Annotated in this window: 23 protein-coding genes and 1 other RNA gene; 12 read left to right on the plus strand and 12 right to left on the minus strand. The window is 67.4% G+C overall.

The features are described 5' to 3' along the window. Positions 1 to 190 precede the first annotated feature (190 nt). The 7 genes from GA0070617_RS21300 (at position 191) to GA0070617_RS21325 (ending at position 3,896) form a co-directional block, all read left to right on the plus strand. Complete coding sequence (locus tag GA0070617_RS21300; RefSeq protein WP_091441562.1) at positions 191 to 439, plus strand: GntR family transcriptional regulator; 249 nt, start codon at positions 191 to 193, stop codon at positions 437 to 439. A 4-nt stretch (positions 440 to 443) separates the two neighbouring features. After that, positions 444 to 650 carry a helix-turn-helix transcriptional regulator gene (locus tag GA0070617_RS21305; RefSeq protein WP_229688219.1) on the plus strand — a complete coding sequence of 69 codons (207 nt, stop codon included), beginning with the start codon at positions 444 to 446 and terminating at the stop codon, positions 648 to 650. Positions 651 to 703: 53 nt separating this feature from the next. Further along, on the plus strand, positions 704 to 1,231 hold the full coding sequence (locus GA0070617_RS21310) for a GNAT family N-acetyltransferase (protein ID WP_091441567.1): 528 nt from the start codon (positions 704 to 706) through the stop codon (positions 1,229 to 1,231). Positions 1,232 to 1,299: 68 nt separating this feature from the next. Further along, positions 1,300 to 1,575, plus strand: coding sequence for a PhzF family phenazine biosynthesis protein (locus tag GA0070617_RS21315; RefSeq protein ID WP_091441571.1), 276 nt, complete (start codon positions 1,300 to 1,302; stop codon positions 1,573 to 1,575). Positions 1,576 to 1,707: 132 nt separating this feature from the next. Beyond that, complete coding sequence (locus tag GA0070617_RS21320; RefSeq protein WP_229688220.1) at positions 1,708 to 2,136, plus strand: cold shock domain-containing protein; 429 nt, start codon at positions 1,708 to 1,710, stop codon at positions 2,134 to 2,136. A 107-nt stretch (positions 2,137 to 2,243) separates the two neighbouring features. Further along, on the plus strand, positions 2,244 to 2,399 hold the full coding sequence (locus tag GA0070617_RS30730; protein WP_175440613.1) for a hypothetical protein: 156 nt from the start codon (positions 2,244 to 2,246) through the stop codon (positions 2,397 to 2,399). A gap of 645 nt (positions 2,400 to 3,044) precedes the next feature. Next, positions 3,045 to 3,896, plus strand: coding sequence for a hypothetical protein (locus GA0070617_RS21325; protein ID WP_091441576.1), 852 nt, complete (start codon positions 3,045 to 3,047; stop codon positions 3,894 to 3,896). A 245-nt stretch (positions 3,897 to 4,141) separates the two neighbouring features. Here the strand turns inward: GA0070617_RS21325 and GA0070617_RS30040 are convergent, their stop codons facing one another. From GA0070617_RS30040 to GA0070617_RS32215, 3 genes are all read right to left on the minus strand, one after another. After that, positions 4,142 to 4,420, minus strand: a complete 279-nt coding sequence (locus GA0070617_RS30040; RefSeq protein WP_139135732.1) for a hypothetical protein — start codon at positions 4,418 to 4,420, stop codon at positions 4,142 to 4,144. Between the two features lie 462 nt (positions 4,421 to 4,882). Then, a complete protein-coding gene (locus tag GA0070617_RS21330; protein WP_091441579.1) occupies positions 4,883 to 6,091 on the minus strand; it encodes a tyrosine-type recombinase/integrase in 1,209 nt (402 codons plus the stop codon). Continuing rightward, positions 6,091 to 8,034: a replication initiator gene (locus GA0070617_RS32215; RefSeq protein WP_373868325.1), complete on the minus strand. Its 1,944-nt coding sequence runs from the start codon at positions 8,032 to 8,034 to the stop codon at positions 6,091 to 6,093. Before GA0070617_RS32215 ends, GA0070617_RS21330 begins: the two co-directional genes overlap by 1 nt. Positions 8,035 to 8,044: 10 nt before the next feature. Here GA0070617_RS32215 and GA0070617_RS21345 point away from each other — a divergent pair, with 10 nt between their 5' ends. Beyond that, a complete protein-coding gene (locus GA0070617_RS21345; protein ID WP_091441584.1) occupies positions 8,045 to 8,488 on the plus strand; it encodes a hypothetical protein in 444 nt (147 codons plus the stop codon). Between the two features lie 26 nt (positions 8,489 to 8,514). Here GA0070617_RS21345 and GA0070617_RS31680 read toward each other — a convergent pair whose 3' ends face one another. Then, on the minus strand, positions 8,515 to 10,359 hold the full coding sequence (locus GA0070617_RS31680) for a DUF2637 domain-containing protein (protein WP_229688221.1): 1,845 nt from the start codon (positions 10,357 to 10,359) through the stop codon (positions 8,515 to 8,517). A gap of 50 nt (positions 10,360 to 10,409) precedes the next feature. Here GA0070617_RS31680 and GA0070617_RS21365 point away from each other — a divergent pair, with 50 nt between their 5' ends. After that, entirely contained in the window at positions 10,410 to 11,099 is a 690-nt protein-coding gene (locus GA0070617_RS21365) for an HAD family hydrolase (RefSeq protein WP_091441586.1), read from the plus strand. A 58-nt stretch (positions 11,100 to 11,157) separates the two neighbouring features. Here GA0070617_RS21365 and GA0070617_RS32445 read toward each other — a convergent pair whose 3' ends face one another. The 4 genes from GA0070617_RS32445 to GA0070617_RS21380 all read right to left on the minus strand — a co-directional run bounded on the left by GA0070617_RS32445 (position 11,158) and on the right by GA0070617_RS21380 (position 15,995). Beyond that, a complete protein-coding gene (locus GA0070617_RS32445) occupies positions 11,158 to 11,862 on the minus strand; it encodes a Shedu anti-phage system protein SduA domain-containing protein (protein ID WP_373868315.1) in 705 nt (234 codons plus the stop codon). 418 nt (positions 11,863 to 12,280) lie between these two features. Next, positions 12,281 to 13,954, minus strand: a complete 1,674-nt coding sequence (locus GA0070617_RS21370; protein ID WP_175440614.1) for a DUF6119 family protein — start codon at positions 13,952 to 13,954, stop codon at positions 12,281 to 12,283. Positions 13,955 to 14,686: 732 nt separating this feature from the next. Further along, positions 14,687 to 15,105: RNase P RNA component class A (gene rnpB, locus GA0070617_RS21375), an RNA gene on the minus strand. Between the two features lie 80 nt (positions 15,106 to 15,185). Beyond that, positions 15,186 to 15,995, minus strand: coding sequence for an SDR family NAD(P)-dependent oxidoreductase (locus tag GA0070617_RS21380; RefSeq protein ID WP_091441589.1), 810 nt, complete (start codon positions 15,993 to 15,995; stop codon positions 15,186 to 15,188). A 124-nt stretch (positions 15,996 to 16,119) separates the two neighbouring features. On the opposite strand from GA0070617_RS21380, the gene GA0070617_RS21385 reads away from it, so the two are divergent. From GA0070617_RS21385 to GA0070617_RS21395, 3 genes are read left to right on the plus strand one after another with little or no spacing between them, the layout of a single operon-like run. Continuing rightward, entirely contained in the window at positions 16,120 to 16,716 is a 597-nt protein-coding gene (locus tag GA0070617_RS21385; protein WP_091441592.1) for a TetR family transcriptional regulator, read from the plus strand. A gap of 56 nt (positions 16,717 to 16,772) precedes the next feature. Further along, positions 16,773 to 17,663: a septum formation family protein gene (locus GA0070617_RS21390; protein ID WP_091441594.1), complete on the plus strand. Its 891-nt coding sequence runs from the start codon at positions 16,773 to 16,775 to the stop codon at positions 17,661 to 17,663. A 29-nt stretch (positions 17,664 to 17,692) separates the two neighbouring features. Then, a complete protein-coding gene (locus tag GA0070617_RS21395; RefSeq protein ID WP_091441596.1) occupies positions 17,693 to 18,472 on the plus strand; it encodes a sulfite exporter TauE/SafE family protein in 780 nt (259 codons plus the stop codon). Here the strand turns inward: GA0070617_RS21395 and mctP are convergent. The 4 genes from mctP to GA0070617_RS21415 all read right to left on the minus strand — a co-directional run bounded on the left by mctP (position 18,445) and on the right by GA0070617_RS21415 (position 24,115). Then, positions 18,445 to 20,196, minus strand: coding sequence for a monocarboxylate uptake permease MctP (mctP, locus tag GA0070617_RS21400; protein ID WP_373868316.1), 1,752 nt, complete (start codon positions 20,194 to 20,196; stop codon positions 18,445 to 18,447). The two genes, GA0070617_RS21395 and mctP, sit on opposite strands and share 28 nt — an antisense overlap. Continuing rightward, positions 20,196 to 20,447: a DUF3311 domain-containing protein gene (locus GA0070617_RS21405; RefSeq protein ID WP_091441598.1), complete on the minus strand. Its 252-nt coding sequence runs from the start codon at positions 20,445 to 20,447 to the stop codon at positions 20,196 to 20,198. Before GA0070617_RS21405 ends, mctP begins: the two co-directional genes overlap by 1 nt. Positions 20,448 to 20,755: 308 nt before the next feature. After that, complete coding sequence (locus GA0070617_RS21410) at positions 20,756 to 21,409, minus strand: hypothetical protein (RefSeq protein ID WP_091441601.1); 654 nt, start codon at positions 21,407 to 21,409, stop codon at positions 20,756 to 20,758. 144 nt (positions 21,410 to 21,553) lie between these two features. Beyond that, entirely contained in the window at positions 21,554 to 24,115 is a 2,562-nt protein-coding gene (locus GA0070617_RS21415; protein ID WP_244891691.1) for a M14 family zinc carboxypeptidase, read from the minus strand. Positions 24,116 to 24,167 lie beyond the last annotated feature (52 nt).

A 24,167-nucleotide genomic window follows, 5' to 3' on the forward strand; every position in this document is an offset into this window, starting at 1 on the left:
GAACGGCCATGCCCGGGTTGCTGAAGTCCAGGATGCCGTCTCACTGTCTCACTGTAGTCGGATAGCGACTGTATTCACAGTCTCGCTGTAGTCAAGTCTTCACTGTCGTCACCTGCCCGGCCCGCTGGCTTGTCCGACGCGGTCGCCACCTGGAAGCATGATCGTTGCTGAAGTCCAGGAGAGCTGACCCATGGCAACCAGGCCGCCGCACTACCGACGCGTCGCCGACGACATCGAGGGCAAGATCCGATCGGGTGAGTACCCGAGCGGGCACCAACTGCCCTCGGTCTCCGAGATCGGCGAGATCTACCACGTCGCCCGCTCCACCGCGTACCGCGCGGTCAAGGAGCTGCACGAACGCAACCTCGTCTACGGCCAACAGGGCCAGGGCGTCTTCGTCATCGAAGACCTCGACGACGCTCGCCCCCAACAGGACTGAACGAGTGCGTGAACCCCTGATGGGTCCGTACGAGATCGCGCAGCGACTGGGTGTCTCGCGTCAGCGCTTTCAGCAGCTCACCCGCTACCCGAGCTTCCCCGAGCCGTACGCGGTGCTGCGGGGCGGCAAGGTGTGGCGTACCGAGGACATCGAGCAGTGGATCCGTGACCACCGGCAACCGGGACCGGCCGACGGCGACGAGCAGCACTGAGCGCCACCGGCAGGGGCAGACTGAGCGCCACCGGCCGGGGCAGACTGGGCACCATGGATGTCCACCTTGAGCCCTGGTCGGAGTCCGCGCTCGATCTGCTGCGGCAGATCAACACCCCGCAGATGCGCCGGTACGTCGGCGGAGCCGAGTCCGAGGAGCAACTACTCGCCCGACACCGCCGGTACCTGGCGATGCCCGGGTCCGGTCGGGGCACCATGTTCGCCATCCGGCTCGGCCCGGAGCTGGTCGGCAGCATCGCGTACCACCAGCGGGAATGGCGTGGCGAGCAGATCTACGAGACCGGCTGGAACGTGCTGCCGGCGTACCAGGGTAGGGGTGTCGCTGCCGCAGCCGGCACCGCGCTGATCGCCGTGGTACGCGCCGCCGCCGGCCCGCCGGACGCGCCGGACAGCCTGCACGCCTTCCCCTCGATCGACAACACCGCGTCGAACGCGCTCTGCCGCCGGCTCGGGTTCAGCCTGCTCGGCCCGTGCGACTTCGAGTACCCGGCCGGCAGCAGCACCACCATGCGCAGCAACGACTGGCGGATCATCCTGCGCGCCCGGCGAGTCTCCGAGTGACGAGGTCGTAGTTCACGGGAGCAGGATGCGAACCGCTCTGCCGCCGGGCAGCGTCAGGCCCGCTCGGTGTGCGACAGGTCCGCCAGCAGGGTGGCGGTGTCGGGCGTGGCGCCGGCTCGGCAGCCGGTCCACTCGCCGTACACCTGGCCCGGCACGGCCGCATCGACCACGGCACGCCCATCGAGATCCGGCAGGGCGTCGAGATGGGGCGGCCCTCGACGATGCTGGCGACCGACTGGGGCCACGGGGACCGGATCGACGCCGTGGAGGTGGCCGGGGCGGCGGTCGTCGTCGGACGCGGCGAGTTTCTCATCACCGGCGCCGAGGTGACCGCCACCGCGTGAGATGGGGGCCGGCCGCGCGGTCACGTCGTACCGTGGTCCGATGGCGGCGGGATGTCGCCCAGCGCCGGGACGGTACCGGCCGGCGCGTGTTGTTCGTGGTGGTGGCGGGTTGTCGGGAAACAGGTGGTTGCTGTGGCGTTGGTAGGTAAGGTCATCCGCTTCGACGAGGTACGCGGCTACGGGTTCATCGCCCCGTCGGCCGGGGGCGAGGACGTGTTCGTCCACGCCAACGACTTCGGCGAACGGCGGCACGAGGTCCACCCGGGCACGAGGGTGGAGTACGAGGTCGAGGAGGGTGACCGTGGCCTCAAGGTGGCCACCGTCAGCATCCTCGACGGACCGACGACCCGGGTGGAACGTCCCGCCGGTGAGTGGGCACCCGCGCGGGCCGCCCCAGGCGACGACGACGGCCTCTGCGACGTGCTCTCCTCGCGGGAGTTCATGACCGAGGTGACCGAGTTGCTCATCGAGCGGGCCCCGACGTTGACCGCCGGGCAGATCTCGACCATCCGGCAGGCGTTGACCGAGCGGGCCCGCGCCCACGGTTGGGTCGAGGCCTGAGGCCGATGGCCCACTTCACAGAAGCTGGTCGAACCTGAACGGCCCGTCGCCCGTCAAGCAGGTGACACCACCCGGGTACGCCGCCGTCGACCTGACTGGAAGAAAATATGTCTACATTCACCCCCGAGAACCTTGCTAAACGCCTGGGCGAGAAGCAGGCGGAAAACTACGCCGCACTCGAACCAGCGGACCGCTTGTCGGTACTGAATGATGACGATGTCAAACGCCATCTGGCGCTGACGGAGGCCGCCCTCGCGAACTGAAGGAACGCCGACGAGCAGAACATTTCCTCGACTGAAGACGCCTATGACAGAGCTGGTAGGAAACTCGACAGGCACGTGTCCCTGGCGATAGCCACATTAGAACTGCGGGCGAGGCAGGCGGAGATCACCCAGGCGCGGCACCCAGGCTATCAGGAATCGACCAACAGCAGCGCAGCCCAGCCCGCCCACCCGGGCCCGCCCGCACTCCCCTCCAGCCAACCAAAGCGATAACCCCGCCGGCACAGTAAGGAGTCCTGAAAGACACCGCCGCGATCAATAGCCGTTTGGCCTGCATGAAGCCCGGCACAAGCTTGGCAGACGCAGACCAACGAGCGTTGAACCGGCATGTGGGCCTGGCAATCGCAGTCCCACCGACCCGGTAGAGGATGATCACAAAGCTTCGTCCGCCCTCGAGCCGCTGCGGTTGATCAACACCCCGCCGGCGCGCCGGCACGTCGGCGGAGCCGAGCCCGCCGACGACCGCACCCGTGCCGTACGGCGAAAACGTCCAACTCCCACCGGTCAGGTTGTGCCTCATCTCACAGAGTTCGTTCGAACCTGACAGGGCCGCCGCTCGTCGAGCCCCTGAACGGGCGAATCCCGCGCAATGTTCGCCGCACCATCGACGCCGACCAGGGAGCACGCATGCCGCAGGAAGAGTCACCAGGAATTGCTGACATCCTACCTATTCTGAACGACAACCAGTACGCCAGATGGCAGAAGCTCTCCGTCAACGAGCAGCTCACGGTGATTTCCGATGCCGAGGTCCAAACTCGCCTGAAGTCCGCCATGACCACAGCGAAAACTGCCGACGAGGCGCGGGGCAGGTCTGCCGGGAGGGATGCCGAGGGGGCCGAGACCAAACGGGACTTTTCCGAGGTGGAGCTCAACCTGCAGGTAGGTCGGACCATCGACCAGATCAGGAACAACAGCCAGTTGGCGGAAGTGGCGCAGTTGCGGCATCCCAGCCACCAGGACCCGGGACAGGGCACCGGCAACCTGGGCAGCGACCAGATGGAGGCGCGCAGATCAACAAGCGAAGACATCTCCCTCGTGAGAGCAGGAGCAGAAAAGCCGCAGCAGCCGGAATTCACCCCTGATGACCTCGAAGAAAGACTGTCCACGAAGCACCACATGAAGTGGTTTCAGCTTTCCGACAGCGAACAGGTCCGAGTATTCAAGGACAGTGACGTACAGAAGCATCTTGGGTCCACCTGCGAGGCAGAAGGGAAGCTGGAGCTCGCGAGGAAGCACTACACCAGCGAGGAAATCGACAGGCATCAGGCCACCGTCGCCCTATTCACGACCCGCCTGAACAGGTGTGCGGGCCTGGCCATCGCCAAGATCAACATAACCGACCAGGAAAGCGAGTGGGCGGAAACGGCGCGGTTGCGGCACTCCAGCCACCAGGGCACGGCACAGGCCACCCCCACCTACAGTCAGGTTGCTGCGCGCGGCCTGCCCGCCCAATCGCCGGCCTGCCCGCCCAAGAGGTGACTGTCCCGCAACTCGCCAGGCACCGATCAAGCTCAAGGTGAAACCGCGCCGCCGGCCAGATCTGGCCGGGTGGGACCTCTTCCGGGAGCTACTGACCACCGCTCTCGACTGGATCGGGTGCAGCTGGTGGGCGACGGACGAGTCGACCTGTACGCCGGATTATGAAGTTGACTCACGCCCTGAGCAGGCATTCTGTTCACCAAGTGCCCACTCAGGGCGTCGCCAGGGCGTCAGGGCTTTGAGGGTCACGTTGGGCTGGGATCCACACACCACTTGGACCACTCGGGGTCGATCTTGCGAGCGAGCGACACTCCAAGAGCACCGTACAAACTGGTGATCGTCCTCTTGGCACGGTCGAGTGACTCAGGATTATCAAGATCCAACGCCCGAGTAAGCCGCTCGATCTCTATGAAGCGTGCATGGGCTTCACGCACCAAGACCGACTTGGACAGCACGAGCTCTTCATCGTCAGGGTCGCGGTTGAATACCCATCCCGACCAGAACTTCCACTGCCGGTCGACCATAGGACCATCCCTAACAAACGAAACGGCCTCTTGTGACTCTTTAATGTGCCGCATCATCCTGTGGCAAACAGGACAAAGAGGAACTAGGTTCTCCGGAAGAACCGACCCTCCACGCTCATGCGCGCGCAGGTGCGCCTTCTCCAGCCAACCACTTGCCGAGTTCCAGCGACTACTTAAGCTTGATCCCAGCGAGACGCGTGGCGCTGGCCATGCACACCTGAAACAGAAGGGGTCAGCCCAATTCCCCTCCTTACCCGGGATGCCCGGGAAGACGCTCCTCCAGCGGTCCTCGGTCATCCAGTACTCAACGATCCGGTACAGGCTCGGCGTACCACTACGCGAACGACCCACAACTCATCCTCTCCAGCCACAGGGGCTCTCCAGGGCGGGATGCTACTGAGGGTCACTGACAAACTCGGCGGCTCTGAACGGGTCTCAAAGACGAAAGCGCAGCTCATCGAGTCAAGACCTTTCTACGACCCCCTGCTGGAAGGTGGCATCGATGAACCGGCGAGTCCGTTCCTCGCTGGCCGGCATCAGGTGGGTGTAGACGCGGAGGGTGAAGCCGGGGTCGGCGTGGCCGAGGTACGACGCCAGGGCCTTGATGCTCTCCCCCGCGTCGAGCAGCGACGAGGCGTAGAAGTGGCGGAGCGCGTGCATCCCGGTCGCCCTGGTCGGCACGATGCCGGCCGCCACGACAGCCGGTCGCCAGCTCTTGCCGTCGAAGGTGCGCCGGTTGATCGCGCCGCGCCGGGTGGTGGTGAACAGCAGCGGCACCGTGACCCGTTCATCGCTGGCCGGGTTCTCCCATAGCAGGGTGAGTGACGTCGGGGCGAAGTCGTCGACGTGCTGCCGCAGCACCAGGGCGACGGAGTCGGGCAGCGGCACCCGGCGGTCCCGGTCATTCTTGGGCAACCCGAAGACCAGCCGGGAGCGGACGAGCTTGACCTGACGCGAGACGTGCACCCAACCGGCGTCGAAGTCGATGTCGTCAACGCCGAGCCCAAGGATCTCCCCCTGCCGCAGCCCGCACCCGGTGCCGAGGTCGACCATGGGTCGGTATCGCTGGGCGAGGCCACCGCGGATTGCCGAAACCTGGTCGTACCGCCACGGCACCACCCGGCGCTGAACAGGTCGCGGTGGCTTGACCGACTTTGCCGAACACGGGTTCTTCACGATCCGTTCGTCGTCGACGGCCGCGCCGAGAATGGTCCGCAGGTGCGCGAAGACGACGGACCGAGTCGACGGGGCCAGTCTGCCGACCATCGCAGCGTCCCACTCCCGGATGTGGCCCGGCTTGATCGAGGCCAGTTGCCGAGAGCCGAAGAACGGGAGCAGGTGCTTGCGTACCCGAAACTCCGTGGTCTCCCGGGTCGACTCGTCGAAGGAGCGGGTGCGGAGCCAGGTTTCGGCGTACTCCATGAAGGTCATCCGGCCGGCGAGCGGGTCGACGTAGGAGCCCCGGAGCTTGTCCGTCTCGGTCGAGACGAGGAACGCCTCAGCGTCCCGCTTGGCCCGGTCCGGGAAGGACTTCTTGCGCTCCTTGCCGTCCGGCCCGATGTACCGCACCCGGTAGCGCAGCCCCTTGCCGAACAGATCCGTCTTGACCCGCTCCCGTCGCCCGCCCGGATGGTGTTGGGTCTTGTACCAGCGGTCTTCCACGTGTCCCATCAGGCCGCCGCCTGCTCCCGGAACCAGGCCCGGACCGCTTCCGGCTCGTACCGCAAGTGCCGACCGATGCGAGCCGCCGGCGGACCGTACTTGACCTTGCGCCAGCGGTAGAGCGTTTCCTGCGGCACCCGGAGGTAGTCCGCCACGTCGCCGATCGTCCAGAGCCCTTGGTGCGTCGTCATAGCCCCTCCCCCGTCCTGCCGTCCGTCCCCGTTGTCGTCGCGTCGTCGGGCGTCTCTTGGGCGGCCCGGTCCTTGGGCGAGGAGTTCGGTTCGCCAGCGGGCGCGTTCGCTGATCGAGCGCATGAGCCGGTGGGCGAGAGGTCCCACGTCGGGGTCGTCGGGTCGGGCGAGTTCCCAGGCGTGGCGGACGGGTTCGGTGGTGGCGCCCTGGTCGTCGGCGAGGGTTCCGGCGGTGGTGCTGTCGGTGGTGACGCCGAGCAGGGCGCGGACCCAGGCGCGTACGTCGTGTTTGTGGTCGGAGAGGGTCTTGCCGGACCAGTCGCGGGAGATGAGGACGCGCCGGCCGCCGATGCCGAGGGTGTCGCGCTGGTGGACTTTGCCCTTGCACCGGCCGGGCTTGAGTTTGGCGTTGGCCTTGCGGGGTTGGACGCCGTAGAGCAGCCAGTTGGCGCAGCGGTCGGTGCAGGGGGTGACCCGGAGTTGGTGCCACAGCCGGTCGAGGTGCTTGCGTTGCCGGTCGGTGGCCGCCTTGTGGACGTCGCCGGTGTGTTTGGTGATGTATTTCGTGACGTACCGGATGGTGCGTTCGGCGTCGGTGGTGCCGGGCATGACGCCGCGTGCGTCGACCTGGGTGCCGAAGCGGACCACGTGGACGGGTTCGGGGTCGGGGTCGTCGTCGATGGCGTCGAGGGCTTCGGTCCACGTGGTCAGCGGCTGTCGGGTGTCGGGGTCGACCCACGCCGAGATTCCCTCGTCCCAGACCGGCGGGCGATCGGCGGTGTACCGCTGGACGTCAACGGCGGGCCACCACACCTGATGGTAGGTGGCCGCCGCGACAGTGCGGAGGGTGTCCCGGGGGATGGTGCCCCGGATGGCGAAGTGGGCGTGTGGGGCGAGCCGGCGTTGGGGTTCGACGCAGCCGGCGTACTGGACGTTCCAGCCCTCGCAGCGGCGCAGGTTCTGCCAGAACCGGTCTAGGAGCCGGGGGAAGTGCACGGCGTCCCAGGCGGCGCGGCGGTAGTCGTACCGGTCGGGGTTGACCGGGGTGCCGTCGGGGCGGACCGGGCCGTAGGAGTCGAGGGTGAGGGTCAGCCACATCGAGGGTCGGAAGGTGGAGCCGTCGGCGGCGGTGTAGGTCTTGCCGACGGTGCGCCGTTCGACCTTGCGCCGGGGCAGCTCGGGTGCGTCCTGCCGGCGTTTGGTGGACCGCTTGCGGCGGGGGCCGGGGTCGTCGTCGCCCTGGTCGTCGTCGGCGGTGGCGTGAGGTGGTCCGACTCGGCCGCGTAGGCCCTCGGCGGCGATGGCTTCCTCTACCTCGCGGATGGCGTCGTCGAGGTCGGCGAGCTGGTCCCACTGGGCGGCGCGGTCGGCTTCGTCGCGGGCGAACTCCAGGTGCGCGCGGAAGAGGATCAACGACTTCTGTGCGTCCGTGGCGGGGTCGGGGGCGGGTAGGGGTTCGTCGTCGCGGTGCCAGCCTTCCCGGATCTGGGCTTGGCGCAGCCGGCGGTTCTTCTTGGCGCACGGCGGGCACTTGTCTTCCCGGGTCGCGCCGCAGGGCAGGTCGATGACCTCGGTCAGGCCGGTGGCGAGATCGGTGCGGCGCATGGCGAGCGGGCGAACGCAGACGCCGTACTCAGCGGCGATCTCTTTGAGGACGTCGACGGAGCGTGGGAGTGCCATGCGGGCCGCCCGTGACCCCGGCCGGGGAGGGTCAGCCGGGGTCGGGGCGGGTTCGAGGCCGGGCAGGGTCGCAGCGGTCAGGGTCGAGGCCATGCGCCTCCCCGAGATCCGTTCGGGCCAACAGTGGTGGGATGCTTCGTCCGTGGAGTCGCGTGCCTGGCGGTACAGGTTCGATGAGGTCCCGTGGCACGACATCGATGACTGGTTCCGGCATCTCGCGCAGCGACACCCCACCTTCCAGCACATGGCGGCGGTGGTGGAGAGCGTTCTTTCCTGCGACGGTCCCGTCCGCCTCGCCGCCCTCACCTCCATGCACGACCTGGTCGTGACTCCTCGACCGGCACCCGATCAACCGCCGATCGAAGTGGTGATCGTTCGGTCGCCCTCGTCCGGACGGGTCGAACCGGGCCAAGTTCTGATCGAGTACCGCAGTACCTCCGGGCACGACGACACGGTCACTGGCCCCTCGGAGGAGGCAGTACCGCTGTTCTGGCGCTTCATGACTGAGAAGTTCGACGTTGCGCAAGGCCCGTAGAGCTACGGCGCCCCGCCCACCCAGCCTCATCGGATGATCCCGACGACGTGGGGCCGGTTGGGCTGAATCACACCGCGCGGGGGCAGCACCGCAGCCGGGGCCGGGACGGTGGCCGGGACCGGTGCCAGGACGGCAGGCGAGGTCGGGCGGTGGTCCGGTTCCGGTTCGGTGGTGACCTGCTCCGGTGCCTCACGCAGGTCCACCGAGGGCCGAGCCGAAGCCGGGGCGGGAATCGGTGCCGGCGGTGGGGTGGCAGGGGCGTTGGAGAGGACGACCTTCACCAGGGCGAGGAAGGCCAGGGAGGGTACGGCGGCGACGATCCAGCCCCACACGGACGGTTCGGCTTCGGCGACCTGCGCGGCGAGGGAGAGCAACGCGAACGCGACCAGGAGCGAGGCGACCAGGCCGACCGGACGGCCGGCGCGTCGACGGGCGCGTAGTTCGAGGCCGAGGTAGATGGTCATGAGTTCGACGGCTACGGCGTTGGCCCAGCCGATCCAGTGGGGTTGGCCGTGGGCTACGGACAGGTCGTGGACGTGGGTGAAGGCCGCGGCGCCGGCCATGGTGCCGATGGCGAGCAGGATCACCAGGCGTACAGCCGACTCGGTACGCTCGGTCATCACTGCGCCCCCTTCGGCTTCTCGCGGATGGTCAGGTCGATGCGGATGCGCCGGCCCTCCATGTCGGGGCGACGGTTGATGAGGTAGGCCAGGCCGTGCAGGGCGGCGGCGCTCTGGTCGGCCGGGCCGACGAGTCGGACGTACAGCGGGCGGCGGAGGCGGTTGGTCGAGCAGGTTGCGCAGCGCATCAGGCAGCAACGGCCCGGACGGCTTACGCGGCAGCGGAAGGCGGACCGGTTCGGCGGCGGTTTCCCGGCCGACCTGGGCGAGGATGTCCGCCGCGTCAGCCGGGGCCGGGCACCGCCGCGCCATGTCGCGGATGTCGTCATCGCTGACGTAGGAGAACCGGACCCGCATAGGGTCGGGGGTGCCGTCGAGGATCACGTACCCGACACCCTTCGCCCATCGGGGCATCTGATCCGCGAGAGCGCCCCGGTTGCGGGCACCGTCACCAAGGACCATGTCGACCTGGGACGCCTCGGTCAGCCCCAGCGCGATCCGGGTCGGGAACAGGTCCCGGAACGGCAACACCTCCTTACGTGGGTCCTGCAACGCCGCCACCACCAGCACCCCGACCCCGGCACCCTGCGACAGCAACAACCCCAGCGAGCCCGCGATGCGCTTACGGAGGTCGACGTCTTGCAGGTACGCCGTCAGTGCGGCCATCTCGTCGATGACGACCACGACCAGGGGGTCAACCTCGGTCGGCGTGTGCACCCGAACCGTGCCGGCCAATCGGGTCTGGCGCTCCCGCAGGACGGTCACGGCCTCGTCGAGCAGATCCGCCATGGCCTCGAAGGACTTGCAGGCGAACCGGGCGAACATCGGCCGACCGAGCGCGAACTCCATCCCGCCCTTCGGGTCGATCACCCAGAGCCGCATCAATCCGGAGGCGATCCCGTCGCCAAGGACCCGAACGAGCGACCACAGCACCGAGCCCTTCCCCGACCGGGTCGCCCCGCCCACCAGGACGTGAGTAGCGAGCAGGTGCAGCGACCAGGTACGCAGGTCTTCCCGCCGGGCCAGCGGCAGCGCGGTGAAGTCCGGCACCGCCGGCACCGGGAACGGCGGCACCAGCGTGCGCAGGGCATCGGTACGTACCAACGCCAGGTAGACCACCGTCGGCCGATCCCGGTACCGCACCCGGTCGACCAACCGCAGCACCCAGGCACCCCGACCGGTACGGGTCGGAGCGTCGTCGGGACGTTCCGTGTAGACCCGGGCGTACCGCCGGCCGAAGGCGTAGGCCACCGCGCCTGGTTCGACAGCCTGTGGGGCACCATCGCCCGTGAGTACGCCTCGTGACCGCCGCCGACCTGGCGAAGGTGATCAACCGCGCCCGCGTGATCCTGCTCGACTTCGACGGCCCCGTGTGCAGCATCTTCTCCCAACACCCGGCGTCGACCGTCGCCCACGAGTTGCGCCGGCTGCTCGTCGACCAGGCGGTGACCCTGCCGCCCGAGATCCTGGCCGAACGCGACCCGCTCGCCGTGCTCCGCTTCACCGCCACCGTAGGGCGCCCCACCGTCGTCCGCCTGGTCGACAAGGCCCTGACCCACCAGGAAGTCACCGCGGCCCGCACCGCCGAACCCACCACGTACGGCCGGGAAGTCGTCGTCGCCGCTCACCAGACCGGCCGCAGGGTCGCCGTGGTGTCGAACAACTCGGCCGACTCGGTTCACGCCTACCTACACGCCCGTCGACTGATCGGATACGTGCACCCGGTCATCGGCCGACCCGAAGCCGCCCCCGAGCGGATGAAGCCGGACCCGTCCCCGGTGCTGGACGCTGTGCGGGAACTCCGTGCCGATCCAGCGGAATGCGTCCTGGTCGGGGATTCGGTCAGCGACATTGAGGCCGCCCACGCCGCCGGGGTCGCCGCCATCGGGTACGCCAACAAGCCCGGCAAGCGCGAACGGTTCGCCGCCGCAGATGCCGTCATCGACAGCATGGCCGAACTGGTGGCCGCCTTCGCTGTCGACGAGCTGTAGCACTTTCTAAACTGACAGAGCATTACAAACAATTCCATTTGGAAAAAGGGACCGCAGATTACAGAATGAAACGACCATTATCATGATCGAAGCCACATCGCGACCAGCCCGGACCCTGGACCGCCTCACCCCTGCCCAGGCGCACCCTCTCCGCTCTCGCGAGCCAGTCGTAGGATCGAATCATTAGATTCGGGCGAGAAAGAACCAGTTCCGATATGCGCTCATTGTCATCCAACGTGCGCTTATGTGCACGCCCAATAACTACCACACCGACCGCCGTAGTATCCAAATTTGGATAGGAGGATGAAAGGGAATCCCGACCTGTCCTCCTCAGCCAACCTCGCCACCTTTCAATCTGGTCGATACCCTCCCTCAGTTGCCCGGACGGCTCACCCCTACGCCTACCAGTGCCGCGATCCGGGTTGCCGATATTGAACAGATGAGTATCAGGACGTTGCAACTCAATTATGTACCAGGAAAGCCCTCCGCTGTTCAGGCGAGCCACCATAAAGTCAAGCTCGAATTCACGCGCAAACCAGGGGTGGGGCTTGACCCAACAACATCCTAGACCTAGGTCATCTGGAGCGACAAGATGCGGGTGAGAACCAAGAACGCGCTGCATTTCCAACTCACCCTTAGCCGCATTCAGGGTGCGGTTATAAAGCTCAAGCGGGCCGGAGTCTGTTCCTTGGTCGCAGACCCTTACAAAGCCGCTTCTCCGCAACGTTTGATCGTAGCCTCGAACAATTAAATCCCAATCCATTGCTGGCAGCTCTCCTAGCAAAGTAGAAGCTGTTACCGACGCGGCATCTTACAGCAGATACGACCACCGCGAGATAAGGCGAGCGAGCGGCACCGGTCAGGGTGCGGGCTGTCCTTCAAAGCCTCCACACCCCGACCGATCACGAAGGAGAGCGAGATGCCCAACTTTCCCCATAACCGTGCAGCGAGGAACGTGGCACCTCACGAAGGCCGAAAGCCACAGCCTCCGAGAGAGTACGAAGAAAGCACCGAGCGCTATGTGATACACCTTCCCTTCAACGCTTCAACGCTCGACGACGCCATGACTTTTGCGGCGCAGATTGCAGGCGTAATGGCGTTCGCACCCAGCGTTGAGCACACCGAAATTACTATCAGCTTGGAGGATGAGCAAAATCGACATTATCGAATAATCTGCGGCCTCAGAACAGCCGCAGGTTCTCGTTGCGATCGCCGCGAGGGCCACTTGCCCCCCTGCCTCCCCCTATAGCAGTACGAGGAGAGGGAATGCTGCCGGGCTTGATGAGGTCGATTTTGGCTAACGCAACACCCAGTCCAGCCCCATGGATAGCACGGACCGCAAGGTCGAGATTTACCTTACTGAAAAAGAACAGCGAATCAGCGATCCTTCCCGGCCTGTCCGTAGCTATTGCAAAGACGACCTTCCAGCTCTCAAAGTCTCCGACGCGAGGAACTCCCACCAATCGGCCAAGGTGCTGGAGGACGACACCCCGGTATTGCCTATTGTCCCTGAAGAGCCGCGCCGACACCGACCCCTGGGCAAAGAGATGCGAAAGAGTAGGCGACGATCGGTCCATCTTTTTTACACAAATCATTTCTTTACGCTTCGTCAGCAAATCACAGATTTCCACTTTTAGGTTCTTGCCACCTTTGGCGTAGAACAGTGACTTATCTAGCACGACATGATCGTTGCCCGCCAACGCCTCAAGGTTATATTCACCCTCATCCTCCGCCCCCGAAACCCAAGAACGAAGAGAAAGATCGCCAGTCAAATCAGGTATGCTCCGGACGCGTTCTTGCAGATTACTAAGGTGGTCTTTGTCAATACGGTACCAAGCGCCAGAGCAAGGCGCGTACACCTCCTCCCCCAACTCAATCTCAGTCACCACGTAAGGCATGAGCGAGGTCTTGACTGGCTTCTCAATTCCATCAAAATAGGCGTGCACTTGGAGAGACCTCATCGGGTCAGGAATCTCCCACCGCGACATAACCTCCAAGATGACGCTCCTGCTTAACTCACCTTGGACCTGAAGAGATTTCCTTCCCCATTTGAGAAGAAAACGGTCAGGGCTAGCCAAACGATCCGAGTCAGGGTTCATGAAATCTACTCCCTCGCCGCCAGAAAGAAGGAGTTCATCCACCTTCGCTTTAAGCTTCGAGTGGAGTTCACCTCTTGTCCGAGGGACGCGAGTGAAGTAGTCAAGGAAAGGGAACTTCTCCTTGTACTCCCGAGACTCATATGCTGCAACTACCTCATCGAGCTTCTGGGGCAACGACGTATAGCTGAACGATTTCATTGTGAGTCGCAGGGAGTCGCCACCTGCAATTCCGGTACCAATCTCTTCCGGCGGCTTGCCTTCCAGGTACCGCACAAGGTCAACCGTGGGTTCAATGCCAAGACGGTGCAGAGAGCCGGCCGACGGCATCGAAACCACTTGACTACGCCCCGACCCGGCAATCGCGCGCGTATCAACGCCTTTTAGCGCCTCAGCATCAATTACGTTCGCCGCCACCCTCAGGCCAAACCCAGCTTCAATTTTGCTTGAATCAACCGCGTGGCGACCAGTCCCATAGACAAGCAGGAATTTATGCCCATGACGCTTAACTTTGACCACCGCGCCCGTGCTTTGATTCTTAAGCCCTATTATCTCTTTAGCCTTTTGATTAAGCGCTATCAACATCAGGTCTTCCTGCCATTTCGGCACATTCACCTTAGAAGATTTTACGTGTAATCCGATTTCCAAGCCTTCGATCTCCCTGACCGCAACCTCTTTATAATCTTCATCGATTACAGCCCTCAAACCCCACTCACCCTCGTCAAGATCATCGCGAAGCTTGAACAGAACCAGATCCACTCTTCCCCCTAAAGACAAGGAACAGACCAGGTTATCGAACCAAGCGGAGCCGGAATATCCAGATAGCGGCCTTGACAACACAGTGCGGCATCTTCCGGATTTGACAGAGGAAGAGATTAGAATTCAGTCGGATTTGCGACGGGCCGTTGACGTGAGGTGAGCGCGTCAAGCGCACTCACCTCGCGAAGAGGATTCAGCCGGCAAGGTCAGCCAGGTGAGAGTTGCCGAATAGTTCTTTTGTAGATCAAGGCACCGCGCTCCGCGCGGTGCGGGGCGGCAAGCCCGGCCGGCGGTAAGCCGCCGACAGCCACCGGGACACCGCCCCATCAACCAGAGGGACCAGACCCGGCGAGGCCGTGACGGAAGCCGGCCGGTCGGACTGGTCGCGTGGTCGGGGCTTCCGGCTGCCGCACCAGTCCAACCCCGGGACTGGCTTGCCACTGGCTCATCCCATCGCGGCACGCAGCTCCACGGCCAGGACGTGCCCGGCCCTCCCCCGCAGCCACCGGCGCGCCCGCACACGGAACCCGCGCTGGCCCCGCAGAGACCCCACGACGGGAGCAGCACGGCCGACCCGAGGCTAGGCAACTGAGCCGGCGCTCAGGGCGTCTCCAGGGCGTGAGGGCGTCGTCAGGGCGTCAAAAGCCGGCCAATGTTGACCATGAACGACCATCGACGCCCGAACATAGAACCAGCTCAGAGCCTTGATCACGGCTCTGAGCTGGTGGGCGACGGACGAGTCGACCTGTACGCCGGATTCTGTGCGCGACGCGTACCCCTTGCGGGGTCCGCATCGGCGGCGGCCATCCATCTCGGCCTACCGTTGCCGGCAGGCTCCAGCGGCCTACCCGCAGACATCGGGCGGGCAGCCCTCAAGCGTCTGCGCCGGGTCGTCAGCTTGCGATGACGGCCCTTGCTTGGCCTTGCTCCGGGTGGGGTTTACCGAGCCACCCCGGTCACCCGGGGTGCTGGTGGGCTCTTACCCCACCGTTTCACCCTTACCGTCCCCGTACGGGGTCGGCGGTCTGTTTTCTGTGGCACTGTCCCGCGGGTCGCCCCGGGTTGCCGTTAACAACCACCCTGCCCTGTGGAGTCCGGACGTTCCTCGGCGACGGGCCGGAGCCCGTCGACGCGACCGCCCGGTCGACTCGTCCGTCGCGTCCTCATCCTAACGACCGGCCGGGCCAGCTTATTGCGGCCCCGCCCCGGCGGGCGCTGAGGCCCGCCGCGCTCAGGTGGCCGGTACGGAGTTGCGCATCATGGTGCCGACGAGCACGGTGGCCTGGCGGCGGCTGAGCAGTCGGCCGAAGACGTCGGTGGCGATCCGGTTGGCCCAGCCGGCCACCACGCTTGGCGGCGGGTTGCGGCGGTCGAGGGCGGTCAGGGCGGTGCGGACCACCTTGGCGGGGGGCATCCGTCGGGTGCCGCCGTCGGCACCGGAGCCGGCGACGTCGAAGAACTCGGTCTCGGTGGCCCCGGGCAGCAGGGTCAGCACGCGCAGTCCGGTGTTGCGCGACTCGTACCAGAGGGCCTCGGTGAAGCTGAGGACGAACGCCTTGGTGGCGCCGTACACGGCCATGGTGGGGTCGGGTTGGTAGGCCGCCACGCTGGCCACGTTCACCAGGAAGCCGTCCCCGCGGCGGCGGAGGCGTTCGATGAAGGTGCGGCTGATCTCCACGACGCTGGTGACGTTGAGGGCGATCTCGGCGGCGAGGCGGTCCGGGGCCTCGGTGTGGAAGAGGCCGTGGGTGCCGAAGCCGGCGTTGTTCACGATGCTGGTGATCTCGATGCCCCGACTGTGCAGCTCCCGGTCGAGCAGGCCACCGATGTCGGGCGTGGTGAGGTCCAGGGCGAGGGCGGTGGCCTCGACCCGGTGTCGGGTGGCGAGTTCGGTGGCGAGGGCGGTGAGCCGGTCCTGGCGGCGGGCGACGAGCACGACGTTGGCACCCCGGGCGGCGAGTTGGCGGGCGAACTCGGCGCCGATGCCGGCGCTGGCGCCGGTGACGAGGACGGTCTGGTTGCGGTAGTCGATGGCGTTCATGGCGGGCCTTCCCCGAGCCGGGCGGTCGGTCACTGTCGAATGACACCGTACGACTTTCTGGCACTGAGTGTCAATGGGACACTTGGGGTCATGGTGGCTAGACTCGTCCGGAGGAGGCGAGAGCATGAGCAGTGAGGGCCTGTGGAGCCGCACCCGGCGTACGGCGATCGCGGAGATCACCGAGGTCGCGATGGAACTCTTCCTGACCAGGGGATTCGAGGCGACCACCTTCGACGACATCGCCGCCGCCTCGGGCGTCTCCCGGCGCTCGGTGCTGCGCTACTTCGGCACCAAGGAGGACATCGTCCTGGGCCGGTTGGCAGGTGAAGGCGCCCACGCCCGAGCCGTGCTGGCCGCGCGGCCCGACGACGAACCCCTCTGGACCGCGCTGCTGAACACGATGGTGACCCTCAACGAGGACTCCGGCGTCGACCAGGAACGGCTGCTCAAGGTCTCCGAGATGATGTACGGCACGCCGTCGCTGCGCGCCCGCAGCGTCGAGAAGCACCTGCGCTGGCAGACCGACCTGCTGCCCGAGGTCACCCGCCGGCTCGGCGGCGACCCCGACGACGACCTGACCGCCCTGCGGGCCGCCGCCGTCGTGGCCGGCGCGGTCGCCTGCCTGGACGCCGCTGGCGAGATGTGGACCCGACAGAAGGGTACGGTCCCCCTCCGCGACCTGCTGACCACCGCCTTCGACTCGCTGCGGGACGCCGCCTGAGGCGCACCGCCCGCGCGGCCTATGCTGTGCCGGCTGTCCGAACAGGATGAGGAACGATGCGACGTCGAATCGGTGGTACGGCACTCGGGCTGCTGGTGGGCGTACTCCTGACTGGTTGTGGTGCGGCGGACGGTGCCGCCGACGACGCGGTCCGGGCCGGCGCGGCGGCCGGGAGCCCCACCCCGGGTGACGCCGCGCCGTTCGTGCCGGAGGCGGGGGTCTGCCACCCGGAGGTGGAGACGATCGGCTACCGGGCGCTCTACACGGTGGTGGACTGCGCGAAGGTGCACAAGACCGAGACCGTGCACGTCGGGGCGTTCACCGGCGAGGATGCCGAGCGCCGGACCACCCCGGCGGTCGGCTCGGATCCGATGCGGGAGGCGTTCGACGCCTGCGACGCCAAGGTGCGGACGTTCGTGGGGGGCGACTGGCGGGACGGGTTGCTGACCGTGCAGGTGGTGGTGCCGGAGCCGAAGGAGTGGGAGGCCGGCAGCCGTTGGTACCGCTGCGACGTCTTCGCCCTGCCCGCGGTGGACGGCAACACCGCCCGGAAGAACCCGGACGACCGGCCGGTGGAGCGGGACGGGTCGCTGCGCGGGATCCTGACCAGGTCGTCGCCGCTGGCGCACGGCTGCTTCACCGGCGGCGAGGACGAGTGGCTGGCGCCGGTGTCGTGCAGCAAGCCGCACCGCTTCGAGTACGTCGGGGTCTGGACCGCGCCGGACGGACCGTACGAGCAGGCCGACCGCGACCCGGACGCCGTCCACGACCGCTGTGGCGCGGTCGTCGTCAAATACACCAGGGGTACGCCGAACGCGAAGCTCACCCGGGCATCCGGTACGACGTTCCGACTGCCCTCGCCACAGGCGTGGGAACGGGGTGACCGGGGCATCCGCTGCTTCCACTGGTCCGCCGACCGGGACCGGACCCGCTCCCTGAAGGGCTGACCGGGTCCGGCGTACTAGCCTTCCGGACCATGGATGTGCCCGACGCCGGACTGCTGCTCGACGGCCTGCTGCTGGTCGTGGCCGGGTTGGCGGCGGGGACCGTCAACGCGGTGGCCGGCGGCGGCTCGCTGCTGACGTTCCCGGCGTTGCTCGCGGTCGGGCTGCCGCCGGTGGCGGCGAACGTCAGCAACTCGGTGGCGGTCTGCCCCGGATACCTGGCGGCGGTGGCGGGCAGCCGGACAGATCTGCCGCCCCGGCGGGACTGGCTGCCGCTGCTGCCCACCGCGGTCGTCGGCACGCTGGGCGGGTGCCTGCTGCTGTTGGGTACGCCGGCTCGGGCGTTCGAGCTGGTCGTACCCTTTCTGGTGCTGGCGGCGACGGCGGTGCTGGCCTTCCAGGGGCCGTTGCGGCGGCTGGTCGGGCACCCCCGCGACCTGGGGCCGCGTCGCCGGACGGTGACGCTGCACCTGATGGTCGCGGTCGGCGCGGTGTACGGCGGGTACTTCGGCGCGGCGCTCGGGGTGATGCTGGTGGCCGGGCTGGCCCTGGTGCTGGACGCCACGATGGCCCGGGTGAGCGCGCTGAAGAACCTGCTCTCGGCGGTGATGGGGCTGACCACGATCACGGTCTTCGCGCTGTTCGGGCCGGTGAACTGGGCAGCCGTCGCGCTGGTCGCCCCGGCCACGCTGGTCGGTGGGTACGCGGGGGCGCGGTTGGCGCGACGGCTGCCGTCGGCGGTGCTCCGGGTCGTGATCGTGATCTTCGGTACGGCGATCGGCGGCTACCTGTTGTTCCGCGCGTTGCGCTGATCCTCCCCGGCCGCGGTGCGCGCCGCCGGCGGTGCCGGCGTGTCCGCCGTCGGCGGTGCTGTGCGCGGTGCTGGGGTGTTTGGAAGGGACCCTTCCTCTACAGAATCCGTTAACAGGGGGCCCTTCCTTACCTCCGACTCGGTGAAGTAGTCGTCGGGGAGGGTGTGGTCGCCGGTGTCGGTGCGGCCGGCTGCGCGTAGGGCCAGGGTGAGCAGGGCGGCCACGGCCAGGTTGACCCCGACGGCGACGATGCCCACGTAGATGGTCCGCCGGGTGTCGAGGCCGAAGTCGGCAAGCGGGAAGGCCGACCCGCCGAAGTGCCGGCGGCCGGTCGCCGCGTTGGGGATCTGGTAGAGCATCCACATGCCCAGGCCCATGCCGGCGGCCCAGCCGGCGATCAGCGCGCCCTTGTGGAACCAGCGGGTGTAGAGGCCCAGGGCCACCGCCGGCAGGGTCTGCAGGATGATCACGCCGCCGATGAGCTGCAGGTCGATGGAGAACTGCGGGTCGAGGAAGACGATGCAGGCCACTGCGCCGACCTTCACCACCAGCGAGGTGATCTTCGAGACGTTCGCCTCCTGGGCGGCGGTGGCGGCGGGGCGCAGGTACTCCTTGTAGATGTTGCGGGTGAACAGGTTCGCCGCCGCGATCGACATGATCGCCGCCGGGACCAGCGCGCCGATGCCGATGGCGGCGTAGGCCACCCCGGCGAACCAGTCCGGGAACTGCTGGTCGAAGAGGACCGGTACCACGGTGTTGTTGTCCACGCTGCCCTCGGTGGCCCCGGGCAGCGGCGTCACCCCGGCCGCGATGGCCATGAACCCCAACAGCGCGATCAACCCCAACAGCAGCGAGTACGCCGGCAGCGCGGACATGTTCCGCTTGACCACGTCCCGGCTGCGGCTGGCCAGTACGCCGGTGATGCTGTGCGGGTAGAGGAAGAGGGCGAGCGCGGAGCCGAACGCCAGGGTGACGTACTGCAGCTGGTTGTCGGCGGTGAGCAGGATGCCGTCGTTGGGGTTCGGAGTCGCGGCGAACTTCGCGTCGGCCGCGTCGAAGATCGCACCCCACCCGCCGAGCTGGTACGGCAACCAGATCACCGCCACCAGGATCACGACGTAGATCAGGGTGTCCTTGACGAAGGCGATCAACGCCGGGGCGCGCAACCCCGACTGGTACGTGTACGCGGCCAGGATGGCGAACGCGACGATGATCGGCAGGTGCCGGGCGAGGGTGCTCTCCCCGGTCACGCCCATCGTCTTGAGCACCGCCTCGATGCCGACGAGCTGCAACGCGATGTACGGCATGGTGGCGACGATGCCGGTGATCGCGATCAGCAGCGCCAGTACCGGCGAGTCGAACCGCTTACGGACGAAGTCGGCGGGGGTGACGAAGCCGTGCCGGTGCGAGACCGACCAGAGCCGACAGAGCACCAGGAAGACCAGCGGATACACCACGATGGTGTACGGCACGGCGAAGAACCCGGCCGCCCCCGCGCCGAACATCAGCGCCGGCACCGCCACGAAGGTGTACGCGGTGTAGAGGTCCCCGCCCACCAGGAACCAGGTGATCCAGCCGCCGAAGCTGCGCCCGCCCAGCCCCCACTCGTCGAGGTGCGCCATGTCCTTCGGCGCGCGCCACCGGGCGGCCACGAACCCCATCCCGCTGACCAGCCCGAACAGCGCCGTGAAGACGATGATCTCGGTGAGGTGTTCCCGCCACATCAGTTGTCACCCGGCTTACGGGTCATCCGGTAGACCAGCGAGGTGGTGCCGACCCCGAGCAGGATGAAGGCCAGTTGCAGCCAGTAGAAACGGGGGAACCCGAACAGGCGCGGCTGGTCGGCGTTGAACAGCACCGGCAGCAGCGGAACCAGGATCGGGACGAAGAGCAGCCAGTTCCACCGGCTGTGGTCCCTGGCCCGGGATCGGCGGGCCGACCGGGTTCGGGGTTCCGGCTCCGGCGCTTCGGACATCTGACACTCCTCCGGTGGGTGGCGAATCGGACCGCCGGAGGCTACGACCGGGTGACCGCCGTCACGTTACATCGGAGGGTGACGGTGCGCTCAACGGAGCGCATTCTGCGCCGAACGGCATCTGTCGATCTCTACCCGGTCAGGCACGGGCCCGGGTGGCTGGCTTGCCGACCCGGGCCCGGCTGCGTCCCGTGCTTGTTTGGAAGGGGCCCTTCCTATACAGAAAGCGTTAAGAGGGGGCCCTTCCTTACCGGTGGGCGGGGCGGACGGCTACGCCGCTACCGGGTCCGCGCCCCCGCTGCCGACCATCACCGACTCGACCGGCTCTGCCTCGACCGGGCCGGCACCCCACCACTGGCGACAGGTGCGGTCCTGCTGGTGGGGGCGTTTTCCACCGGTGACGTCCCGGATCGCAGCGCCGCTGCCGCACTCGACTTCACCGTATGGCTGGCGGCCAGCTGATCCGCCCGCTCGTTGATGGACCGCTGCCTCACCTTCAACCTGTACATCGGAAGCGGCGTCTCGGTGACGCTCTCCGGACGAAGCGCGACCGCAGCCGCGTGCAGGACTTCGGTCAGATGTTTCAGCTGTGACTTCGCCACGTCCCGCACCACTGCGGCGGCCTGTGGTCTGTCCGCGGCCAGCCACTCCTTCTCACACTCCCGGAGGAACTTGATGGCCTCCACGTGGAAGACCGACGTCCGGGCCAACACCGCTACGGCTGCTCCTCGGTCCTCGACCAGGTCGATCTCCTCCAGGCGCGCCTTGGCCGCTCGTTGACTGTCGGCGGCCATTTCCACGTACCTGCCGGCGTTGTAGGCACTTGTCCGGTGATTCTCGGCCGCTGTGTAGCGGAGCTCACCGAAACGCCTGTTGAAGCCTTGCAGTGCCTCCCACGCGTAGGAGAGCTCCTCCTGCTCGAACTCCTCGAACAACCTGCCCGCCCGATCGATGTTCGGCATGTCCTGCCCTTCGCTCCTGGGGTCGCACCTGCACGACCGTCTGAGCTAACGACGACTCCCGCGCCCGCCAGTTCAACCCTGACCTGGGAAAACACGGTTCGCCGATCGGCGGTTACCCTCGGCGACCGGCCCCGGTCGGGCGCGTTACGACGTCCAGAGCAGGGCGCGGCCGAGCTGGGGCTGGAGGCCCTTGGGGTGCAGGCGGAACGTCGGGGACGTACCGATCAACACCACCGGGTTGCCGGCGGCGGCGAGCCCCCGGACGATGCTGGCCTGGCCGGCGGCGGCCGACCGGCCGGTCCCGCCGTCCCGGGCCCACCAGCCGGCCAGCAGCGGATCGGCCGCGTACGACTGCTCCACCACCGCGTTGCCACCGAGGTTGGTGAACCAGACCGGCTGGCTGACGAACGAGTGCGGGATCGCGCTCGTGCTCACCGGGCCACCGTGGTTGACCACGTTGACCACCCCGCTGGCCAGGCTCGGGCCGGCGGTGGCGGTGGCGGACAGCAGACCGGTGTCGGTGCTGACCCGGGCCCCGGCGGTGCCCAGGCCGACCAGGCCGCCGCCGCGGGCCAGGAAGGCGTCCAGAGCGGTACGGTTCTCCGTGGTCAGGGTCGCCACGTTGAGGGTGCCGGCGACCAGCAGCACGTCCACCTCGGCGGTGAGCGTGCCGGCCAGCGTCGCGGCGGTCACCGGGCGGGCCTCGAAACCCAGCGCGCCGAGGGTGTCGCGGGCCTCGACGCCGCCGAGGTAGCCGACGACGACCTTGTCCAGCCGGGTGCCCCGCCAGCCCTTCGGCGCGGCACCGAAGGTGACCCCGTGGGCGCGTACCGCCTCCCGGGCGAGCTTGCGGTTGGCCGGGGTGCCGGGCACGACCACCGAGCCGTCGGCCAGGCGGTGCACGGCCACGCCCCGGTCGAGCAGCGAGTTGACCACCCTGAGGTCGACCGCGTCGCGCAGGTCCAGCCGCAGGTCACCGTTGCCGCCGGGCAGGTCGCCGGTGGCGACGCCGTCGTACACCCGGTCCAGCTTGACGTTCGGCAACTTCTTGTCCCAGAGGGTGTCCACGGTGGCGCCCCAGGTCAGACCCTGACTCCAGGCCGCCGGCCCGGCGTACAGGTCGTCGACCCGGTCGGTGAGATCGATGCCCGGCTCCAGCAGCGAGTTGACCAGTCCGCGCTTGGGCTGGTGCAGGTCGACGACGTACGAGCCGGCCGGGTAGGACTTTCCATTGGCCTTGAACGACTTCTTGGCCTGCCACACCCGGCCGCCACTACCGATCAGCAGGTCGACCAGGCGGGCCGCCGCCGGCTCCGAACGCTGGGCGGTGCCGACCGGGATCACGTACGCCCGGGGAAAGGTCGTGTTGTAGTTGTCCTCCGGGCCCCAGCCGGGCACGAACCCGTCGGGGATGTCGCGCAGCGGCTCACCCTGCCAGCCACGCCGGTACACCTCGGCCTGGTCGTGCAGCAGTTGGGCCCGGTTGTCCTGGATGTAGCGCAGCGAGGTACGGATCGCCACCTCGTGCACGTCGGTGTTGATCGCGGAACGGCGGACCCGCTCGGCCGGCGACAGGTTGCTGCCACGCGGGTTCAACGGGGCCTCGATGGTGTACGGGATGCTGCTCTGCAACAGCGCGAACGACGGCACGTAGATCGGCGGGAAGTCGTCCCACACGCCCGGCTCGTCGTCGCGGAACGGGATCCGGGCCCGCTGGGTCTCGGCGTACCCGAGGTCGCGCAGATCGGACTCGATGGCCAGGGCGTTCGGCAGGGCATGCTTGATGAAAAGGTCGTACTCGTTGTTGACGTTGTGCGGCGGGGTGCTCGGGTGCAACAGCGTAGGGCTGACGTACCCGTGCAGGTCGAGGGTGATGATCGGCTTGCTGTCGATGGTCAGCTCGCGGATCAGGTTGGTCTCCGGCTGCGACACGATGGTCAGGTCGCGGTTGAGGTCGTACCCGTTGCCGTTGGCCCGGGTGCCGGCGACCCGGCCGTCCGGGTTGGCGGTGACGTTGAAGACCAGCCGGTTACGCTCCAACAGCCGCGCCACCTCGGGGCTGCGGTCGGTGGCCAGGTCTTCGATGACCCGCAGCGCGGCGTCGGTGCCCTCCCACTCGTTACCGTGGATGTTGGCGTTGACGAAGAGCGGGGTCTTGTACCCGGCGAGCAGCTTGCGGTCGCGTTGGGCCTTGACCGGTTCGTCCTCGATGAGCCGCTTCCAGGTCTCCTGCTGCTGGGCCTCCTGGCGGCTCTCCGGCGCGGTCACGGTAACCGCGTACAGGTCGTACCCGCCGGAGGACTTCCCGGCGACCCGGGCGGAGACCCGGTTGCTTGATCGCTGCAGGGCATTGAGCTTCGGGGCGATGTCGTCGTAGGCGACGGTGCCGATCGGCAGCGAGGCATCGGCCGGGTTGTCCGGCCAGACCGGCAGGACGTTCTGCTGCGGATAGCCGCGTACCGCGGAGACCTTGACCGGGCGCGGCGGGACCTCGGGCAACGCGGCGGTCGCCGCGGACGGCGCGGTCGCTGCGGACGGTGCGGTCGCTGCGGCCGGTGCGGTCGCTGCGGCCGGCGCGGCGGTCGCCGCGGGCGGCGCGGCGGTCGCCGCGGGCGGCGCGGCGGTCGCCGCGGGCGGGGCCAGGCCGAGGGTGGCGACCAGGACGCTACCCACCGCCGCCCCGGTCAACCGCCGCAGCCGGGCCACCGTGGACGGCGTCGGGTCGGGTGTCGTCGACGGAAGCGGACCGGCCGTTGCC

It is taken from the genome of Micromonospora yangpuensis (genome assembly GCF_900091615.1).
In the GTDB taxonomy this organism is placed as follows: domain Bacteria; phylum Actinomycetota; class Actinomycetes; order Mycobacteriales; family Micromonosporaceae; genus Micromonospora; species Micromonospora yangpuensis.

What these genes read in the sequence shown, in the direction of transcription:
- GA0070617_RS21330 (WP_091441579.1), bottom strand. Translation starts at nt 6,091, where the DNA reads ATGGGACACGTGGAAGACCGCTGGTACAAGACCCAACACCATCCGGGC.
- GA0070617_RS21345 (WP_091441584.1), top strand. Translation starts at nt 8,045, where the DNA reads ATGCGCCTCCCCGAGATCCGTTCGGGCCAACAGTGGTGGGATGCTTCG.
- GA0070617_RS21390 (WP_091441594.1), top strand. Translation starts at nt 16,773, where the DNA reads ATGCGACGTCGAATCGGTGGTACGGCACTCGGGCTGCTGGTGGGCGTA.
- GA0070617_RS21380 (WP_091441589.1), bottom strand. Translation starts at nt 15,995, where the DNA reads ATGAACGCCATCGACTACCGCAACCAGACCGTCCTCGTCACCGGCGCC.
- GA0070617_RS21395 (WP_091441596.1), top strand. Translation starts at nt 17,693, where the DNA reads ATGGATGTGCCCGACGCCGGACTGCTGCTCGACGGCCTGCTGCTGGTC.
- GA0070617_RS21325 (WP_091441576.1), top strand. Translation starts at nt 3,045, where the DNA reads ATGCCGCAGGAAGAGTCACCAGGAATTGCTGACATCCTACCTATTCTG.
- GA0070617_RS30730 (WP_175440613.1), top strand. Translation starts at nt 2,244, where the DNA reads ATGTCTACATTCACCCCCGAGAACCTTGCTAAACGCCTGGGCGAGAAG.
- GA0070617_RS21300 (WP_091441562.1), top strand. Translation starts at nt 191, where the DNA reads ATGGCAACCAGGCCGCCGCACTACCGACGCGTCGCCGACGACATCGAG.
- mctP (WP_373868316.1), bottom strand. Translation starts at nt 20,196, where the DNA reads ATGTGGCGGGAACACCTCACCGAGATCATCGTCTTCACGGCGCTGTTC.
- GA0070617_RS32445 (WP_373868315.1), bottom strand. Translation starts at nt 11,862, where the DNA reads ATGGATTGGGATTTAATTGTTCGAGGCTACGATCAAACGTTGCGGAGA.
- GA0070617_RS21310 (WP_091441567.1), top strand. Translation starts at nt 704, where the DNA reads ATGGATGTCCACCTTGAGCCCTGGTCGGAGTCCGCGCTCGATCTGCTG.
- GA0070617_RS21385 (WP_091441592.1), top strand. Translation starts at nt 16,120, where the DNA reads ATGAGCAGTGAGGGCCTGTGGAGCCGCACCCGGCGTACGGCGATCGCG.
- GA0070617_RS30040 (WP_139135732.1), bottom strand. Translation starts at nt 4,420, where the DNA reads ATGGTCGACCGGCAGTGGAAGTTCTGGTCGGGATGGGTATTCAACCGC.
- GA0070617_RS21410 (WP_091441601.1), bottom strand. Translation starts at nt 21,409, where the DNA reads ATGCCGAACATCGATCGGGCGGGCAGGTTGTTCGAGGAGTTCGAGCAG.
- GA0070617_RS21405 (WP_091441598.1), bottom strand. Translation starts at nt 20,447, where the DNA reads ATGTCCGAAGCGCCGGAGCCGGAACCCCGAACCCGGTCGGCCCGCCGA.